This window comes from Pseudanabaena biceps PCC 7429 (assembly GCF_000332215.1).
Taxonomy (GTDB): domain Bacteria; phylum Cyanobacteriota; class Cyanobacteriia; order Pseudanabaenales; family Pseudanabaenaceae; genus Pseudanabaena; species Pseudanabaena biceps.
Map to the genome: position 1 here is coordinate 1 of NZ_ALWB01000276.1, position 6,088 is coordinate 6,088.

Here is a 6,088-nt window from a genome sequence, read left to right on the forward strand (position 1 = left end):
TTGCGCCCCTACGGGGCGCAACTTTACGGGGTTTGGTTTGTAATTAATTATGCCCAGCTACTTACTTACCTAGTTACTTACTTGCCCCAATAGGATGATCAAAACCATACAGCCCAAAGCCCAATGATCGCGCCAGCCCCCATCGTTTGACGCGATGATCACGGGTATACCTTGGTAGCCTCTTGCCAACATTGCCTGATAGATGCGATCGCCACGATCATAGGTACGCACAAATAACACTCCGAGCATATTACCTAATATCTGACGCTGCCAAGCGCGATCAGGACGATGGCGATTGTAAATATTGCGGGTTGAAAAATTACGGGCTGTGGCAGCGCGGCGCATAGCCTTAAACTCATTACTCAAAACACTGATATAGCGATACATTGAAGCGAGGATGCTTACTAAAAGCGGCGGCATTTTTAGAGTTACTAAAGCTTGTAGCAACGAGGGAATAGAAATGCTGAGGGTGAGAATATTCAAGAGAAGCAACGATAAAAATGCTTTGATACTTACGCTTCCTAATATCACCAAACCCTTAGTTGTAATCTGCAACCATCCCCATTGCCAAAGAGTTTCTCCCCCACTACGAAATAGAGTTCCTAATAGGATCACACCGATAAATACCGACTCGATCGCCATGCGTTTGACGAGTATTCCTAAATTAACTTTACTCCAATAGAGAATCGGTAAAATCGCAATTCCATAGATTGCCCAAGTCCACCATCGACCGATCGGCGTGAGCGCGATCGCAAAAACTAAGAGAAATATGCAAAGCAAGCGCGTATGAACAGCTAGACTATTCCACATATTTAAGCGATCGCCAGATGATTGTAACGAGCGATCGCTTACTTCGATGAGCGGGATATGTAACAGCATAGTGTAGGCATTTAGTGTAGGCATTTATAGATAGGGCTATAGCAATGAAAGTTTTGCTTAGAAATAAAACTCAAATAAAACTCAAAAGATGAGTGGCGACGCGGAGCACCGCCACTCATCTTTTGAGTTTTAGATTGCCACAATTCTTTTCCATTATTCCTTTTATTCTTTAGTTATTCTTTAGGAGTAGAATTTCGTACCGTTAGTTTGCCGATTCCCCAAGCAAGACCAAATACTACTAACGTACCCGTAACACCTGCTAGAGCAGTGGATACCTTTTCGTCAGTAATAGCTTTAAAGGAATATTCTGAAAAGATTTGGGAAAATGGAAGTTGTTTCGTGGTTGGTTCGGTAGCCGCTTTTTCTTCAAATTTTAAATCCTTGGAAGCCCGATCTAGTCCATCGGGATCTTTACTAGCAAAAGGAGATAGAAATGCAGCAATACTTAAAGCTAAGGCTAATCCTGCAAATACAACAATACGATTTTTATTCATTTTCTTTACTTGGCTTGCGCTTCGGACTTCTATAATCAATCATCAATTTTACTGACGGCAGCATTTGGAGAATCGTAGATCAAATCAGGACGAGTACGCCAGAGAAAACTGGTTATCGCTAGAGTAATAAATGCTTCCCCAATACCAATCATGAAATGCCACGATAGCATCGCTGATAGCCCTAAAGCTAAGGGAATGGTATCTGATAGAGCCAACTCCACCGCACAAACTGTCGCCGCTACCACCACACTAGTCCATGAAGCGATCGCCGTGCCCAAACTCATACCCAGCCAAGTATTTTGACCGACTAAAGCCCGAATCGCCCGATAAAGGTAATAACCAGCAAAAGTTCCAATTAAGCCCATGTTTGCGATGTTTGCGCCTAATGCGGTCAAACCGCCATCCTGAAACATAACGGATTGCACAATAAAAACGACCGACATCACCAGCGAACCTGCCCAAGGACCTAGTAAAATCCCCGCCAGAGTACCCCCCAGCAGATGCCCAGAGGTTCCACCCACAATCGGGAAATTAACCATTTGCGTAGCAAAAATAAAAGCGGCACAAACTCCCATTAACGGAACTGTCCGTTCTTTGTATTCCGATTGCACTCGATTGAGCGAGAGGGCAATTAAGGCGATCGCGATCGCGCCAGTGGCTAAGCTGACAGGGAGACTAAGGTAGCCATCGGGAATATGCATGGCTATATGTATTGGGAATGCAAACATCTTCACCTCAAAAGTTTCTTGAAAATTATATTAACTGTAAATTTAGTATTTCGCATCAAAGAAAACAAAGAAGTTGTCAGCGCAAGACTTGCGATCGACATTTGCGATCAATATTTCATTTCAGAATTAGGTAGGCAAGCATAGCAACGTAATACCAATTCACAAAAGTGTTGTCACACTTTCATGAATTAAACACCAAACCCAGTAAGGTTTTGAGATTCCCAAAATGGCGTTGCCATTTTGGGAATTGGGATCAGTTATGCCAAACTATTTATTTTGATAATGATTATCGTTATTAATGTATAATGCAAATAATGCAATACGATCAAAATCTTGATAACAAGAGCAAAGCAAAAGCGAAAAGATGAGTGGTAGCGCTTCGCGCTACCACTCATCTTTTCGCTTTTATGTCCTAAGCAAAACTGTTGCTAGTAGGTTGCTAGTAGTATGAGCCAATTCAAACTTTTTAATAATCTTTTTAATAATGAAGAAAGAGAAGATTTCTTTTTCCCATTATGGACTTGGATGTTGTTAGCTTCCTTAGGACTTCATCTTACTCTGCTATTGTTACCGAACATGCTCAAACAAAAAACTGATGAAACCCATGTGATAGATCGGTCAGAATCACAGAAAATTAGAGTTATAGAATTACCATCTACGCCAGTTAATTCTCTTAAATCCTCTCCTTATATTAATTCTCAATCTCTCTCACTAATTGACAAAACTTCAGCATCAAATCCACAACCAGTTTCCCAGAATTATTTACATATTTCTAGAAATAACTTCTTAAATGCTTCTTTGCCTAAACAAGAATTACCGCAAGAGCAGCCCATATCTAAAGCCATCACAAAGGAACATCTAGTAACACAGGTCGGGTCAGAAAATCAAAGTTCAGAAACTAAAGCATCCTCTCAAGATGTATTGAAAGATCCATTTGTCGATTTTCCCCAATACCCTAATGCGGAAACTGGCTCCTTTGGGTTACTCCAAGGACAAGAGGATTTAGCAAGTCAGCAAACAAGCGATCGCCAAGATGTTGTAGCTTTGTATTTTGAAAAAGAATTACCCGCTAGAGACTATGAAATAAAAACTTTATCTAGCGATTCAACTCGAAAAGTTTATCAAATATTTAAAGGTGGACTGAGCAAATTTCTCAATTTAATAGTTCGTGAGGGAAAGGGAACGGCGATCGTCCTTGCTAGTAAACCACTGGATCTGGAGAATTTGCAATCCTTGGTTGTAGCTAGTAAAGCCGAAACGGATTTTGATATTGTCCTCAAACACTTAAGTGAATTAGGTGCGCAAAGAATTGCGATTCCTGAATTTTATTTTGCGCAACCAGAAAAGTTTTATGCTAAATCCGTAAAAGATCGCAATAGTTATGACATTGAAAAACCTCAATTTGGTTTTGATGGTAATTTCGTTGTCATTTTAGACAAGAATCCCGAACAATTATTTAGTAATTTCTTTGCATCTCAACTTCAAAATCACAAATTTGAAATCTCTCAAATGTCTGATTATGGCGGTGGCTTAATTTACAAAGTAAAGCAAGGTTCTTTTGTAAGATATCTTAATCTATTGCCAACCCAAAGTGGGGTGGGGACAATCGTTGTGATCTGGAAAATCTTACCAAAATATAGCAAATAAAAAACCTAAAGATGAGTGGTGGCGCGAAGCGCCGCCACTCATCTTTTAGATTCTGAGTTACTATAACAAGTACCGCTGCTTATTACTTTGTAAGTAGTTAAGCATGAGTAAACTTAAAACCTAGAAGAGCGTATCGCCCGCTACGCGGACGGTACGCTCTCTGGTTTTGTTTTTTAATTATGCTGAACTACTTAAACGGTGTAAATTTGCCGCCCAAGCCTTCCACAATAGTTTTTGTATTTGCTATGAAAAACTTTTGATAGGTGTCACCATCCGATCCTATTTCGCCCAACCCATCAGCATATAACGGATGTTCCGCTACTTTGACATTAGCCTCTCTTGCTACGGCGTTAATCAATTTAGGATTGATCGTCAGTTCGGCAAAAATAATTGGAACACCTTCTTTTTTGATGGAACTAACCAGATCCGATACGCGCTTTGGCGTTGCTTGTTCTTCGGTGCTGACTCCCTGTAATGCGCCTGATACTGGAATACCATAGGCTTTAGAATAGTAGCCAAAAGCATCGTGGGTTGTTACCAATTTGCGCTGGTTAGGAGGAATGGTTGCAACTTGGTCTTTGATCCAACTATCAAGGCGAAGCAGTTCATCACTCAGTTTCTTGGTATTAGCTTTGTATAGCGTCTCTTGACTCGGCTGGATCTGATTAAGACTCGCGCCTACAATTTCCGCAATTCTCGATCCATTGCGTGCTGAATGGAACACATGGGGATCGTTGACAGTCTTTCCGTCATCTTCAAATTGTTGTGGCATCGGCACTGCAAGCTCGTTTACCGCAATTTTAGTGAAGTTATTATTCGTTGCATTAATCATTTTAATGATGTCAGGCTCAAAGTCATAACCAGCATAGAGAACCAAATTTGCATGGGCGATCGCTTGGCGATCGGCAGGTTTAGGCTTGTATTCATGGGGATCAGAACCAGCATCAATGAGACAAGTCAAATCGACCGTATCTTGAGCAATTTGCTTGGTGACATCACAAAGCACACTTGTCGTAGCCACAACTTTAGGCTTGCTAGCCTGCGCCATAACGGCACTCAGCCCCAAACAAAAATAGCTAGCAGAGGCTGCTACAACCGAGAAAAAAATACTTTTCCAAGGTTGAGGTTTTGTGAAAAAGTTCGTTGACATAGTTTCTAAGAAGGGTATGCTTATAAGAACGATAATCATTATCATTCAGCATGTAAATGCTAACCATAAACCCTTCATAAGTCAACTCAAAAAATAATCCCTAAAAAATCATGCAAACTCCTCAAATCGATATTCCCAAACGGGGAATGCCTGTGACGATTGTCACGGGGTTCTTAGGGAGTGGGAAAACGACCCTCCTCAATCAAATCCTCAAGAATCGTCAAGATTTAAAAGTCGCGGTTTTGGTGAATGAATTTGGAGACATTAATATTGATGGTCAGCTACTTGTCAATATTGAAGATGGCATGATGGAGCTAAGCAATGGCTGTATCTGCTGCACGATTAATGACGGCTTGCTTGATGCTGTGTATAACATTTTGGAACGGGAAGATCGGATTGATTATATGGTGATTGAAACGACGGGAGTTGCCGATCCTCTGCCGATCGCTTTGACTTTTTTGGGCACAGAACTAAAGCATCTCACGCGCCTCGATTCCATCCTCACCGTAATTGATGCGGAGACATTTACTGCCGAGCATTTTGGCAGTGAAGCTGCACGGAGTCAAGTGCAGTACGGCGATATTATCTTGCTCAACAAAACAGATTTAGTGCCAGAGGCGCAGGTCGATCTGTTGGAGGCATATCTTCGCCAGACCAAGCCCAAAGCGAGGATACTGCGATCGCAACATGGTGAAGTTCCATTGCCTTTGATTTTAGATGTGGAACTAACAAGTACCGACGCTTATCAGCAAGAAGAGCATGAACATCATCACCACGAACATCATCACCACGAACATCACGAACATCATCACCATGAACATCATCATTCTGACCATTTAGCCAATGATGGATTTATCTCAGTCTCTTTTCAAAGCGATCGCCGATTTGATTTGGATAAGTTCACCTATTTCCTCGATAAAGTAATGCCCGTTGATGTATTCAGGGCTAAAGGCATTCTCAGTTTTGCCACAGAAGCTTGCCATTTTATCTTTCAGTTAAGTGGCAAGCGCTACGAGTTAAATTATGACCATCGTAGGGAAGCTGCTACCAATCAATTAGTTTTCATTGGCAGAAATCTTGATGCTCAAATGCTTCAGCAGCAATTGCAGGAATGTTTGATAAGTAGCTAGGCGCAATTACAGCGCTTCGCGCTCAAACCCAAACCAAGGAAATTTTTGAAAGCGTTGCTT

General features: G+C 41.4%; 6 protein-coding genes. 2 read left to right on the top strand and 4 right to left on the bottom strand.

Annotated features, from left to right (window positions below; all coding sequences use genetic code 11):
- Positions 1 to 69 precede the first annotated feature (69 nt).
- From cbiQ to PSE7429_RS20595, 3 genes are all read right to left on the bottom strand, one after another.
- Complete coding sequence (gene cbiQ / locus PSE7429_RS20585) at positions 70 to 903, bottom strand: cobalt ECF transporter T component CbiQ (protein ID WP_009629285.1); 834 nt, start codon at positions 901 to 903, stop codon at positions 70 to 72.
- 149 nt (positions 904 to 1,052) lie between these two features.
- Positions 1,053 to 1,373: a PDGLE domain-containing protein gene (locus PSE7429_RS20590; protein ID WP_009629286.1), complete on the bottom strand. Its 321-nt coding sequence runs from the start codon at positions 1,371 to 1,373 to the stop codon at positions 1,053 to 1,055.
- 35 nt (positions 1,374 to 1,408) lie between these two features.
- Positions 1,409 to 2,101, bottom strand: coding sequence for an energy-coupling factor ABC transporter permease (locus PSE7429_RS20595; RefSeq protein WP_009629287.1), 693 nt, complete (start codon positions 2,099 to 2,101; stop codon positions 1,409 to 1,411).
- A gap of 447 nt (positions 2,102 to 2,548) precedes the next feature.
- Here PSE7429_RS20595 and PSE7429_RS20600 point away from each other — a divergent pair, with 447 nt between their 5' ends.
- A complete protein-coding gene (locus tag PSE7429_RS20600) occupies positions 2,549 to 3,748 on the top strand; it encodes a hypothetical protein (protein WP_009629288.1) in 1,200 nt (399 codons plus the stop codon).
- Positions 3,749 to 3,935: 187 nt separating this feature from the next.
- Here PSE7429_RS20600 and PSE7429_RS20605 read toward each other — a convergent pair whose 3' ends face one another.
- Positions 3,936 to 4,898, bottom strand: a complete 963-nt coding sequence (locus tag PSE7429_RS20605) for a metal ABC transporter solute-binding protein, Zn/Mn family (protein WP_009629289.1) — start codon at positions 4,896 to 4,898, stop codon at positions 3,936 to 3,938.
- A 110-nt stretch (positions 4,899 to 5,008) separates the two neighbouring features.
- On the opposite strand from PSE7429_RS20605, the gene PSE7429_RS20610 reads away from it, so the two are divergent.
- On the top strand, positions 5,009 to 6,028 hold the full coding sequence (locus tag PSE7429_RS20610; RefSeq protein WP_009629290.1) for a CobW family GTP-binding protein: 1,020 nt from the start codon (positions 5,009 to 5,011) through the stop codon (positions 6,026 to 6,028).
- Positions 6,029 to 6,088 lie beyond the last annotated feature (60 nt).

What these genes read in the sequence shown, in the direction of transcription:
- cbiQ (WP_009629285.1), bottom strand. Translation starts at nt 903, where the DNA reads ATGCCTACACTAAATGCCTACACTATGCTGTTACATATCCCGCTCATC.
- PSE7429_RS20590 (WP_009629286.1), bottom strand. Translation starts at nt 1,373, where the DNA reads ATGAATAAAAATCGTATTGTTGTATTTGCAGGATTAGCCTTAGCTTTA.
- PSE7429_RS20595 (WP_009629287.1), bottom strand. Translation starts at nt 2,101, where the DNA reads ATGTTTGCATTCCCAATACATATAGCCATGCATATTCCCGATGGCTAC.
- PSE7429_RS20600 (WP_009629288.1), top strand. Translation starts at nt 2,549, where the DNA reads ATGAGCCAATTCAAACTTTTTAATAATCTTTTTAATAATGAAGAAAGA.
- PSE7429_RS20605 (WP_009629289.1), bottom strand. Translation starts at nt 4,898, where the DNA reads ATGTCAACGAACTTTTTCACAAAACCTCAACCTTGGAAAAGTATTTTT.
- PSE7429_RS20610 (WP_009629290.1), top strand. Translation starts at nt 5,009, where the DNA reads ATGCAAACTCCTCAAATCGATATTCCCAAACGGGGAATGCCTGTGACG.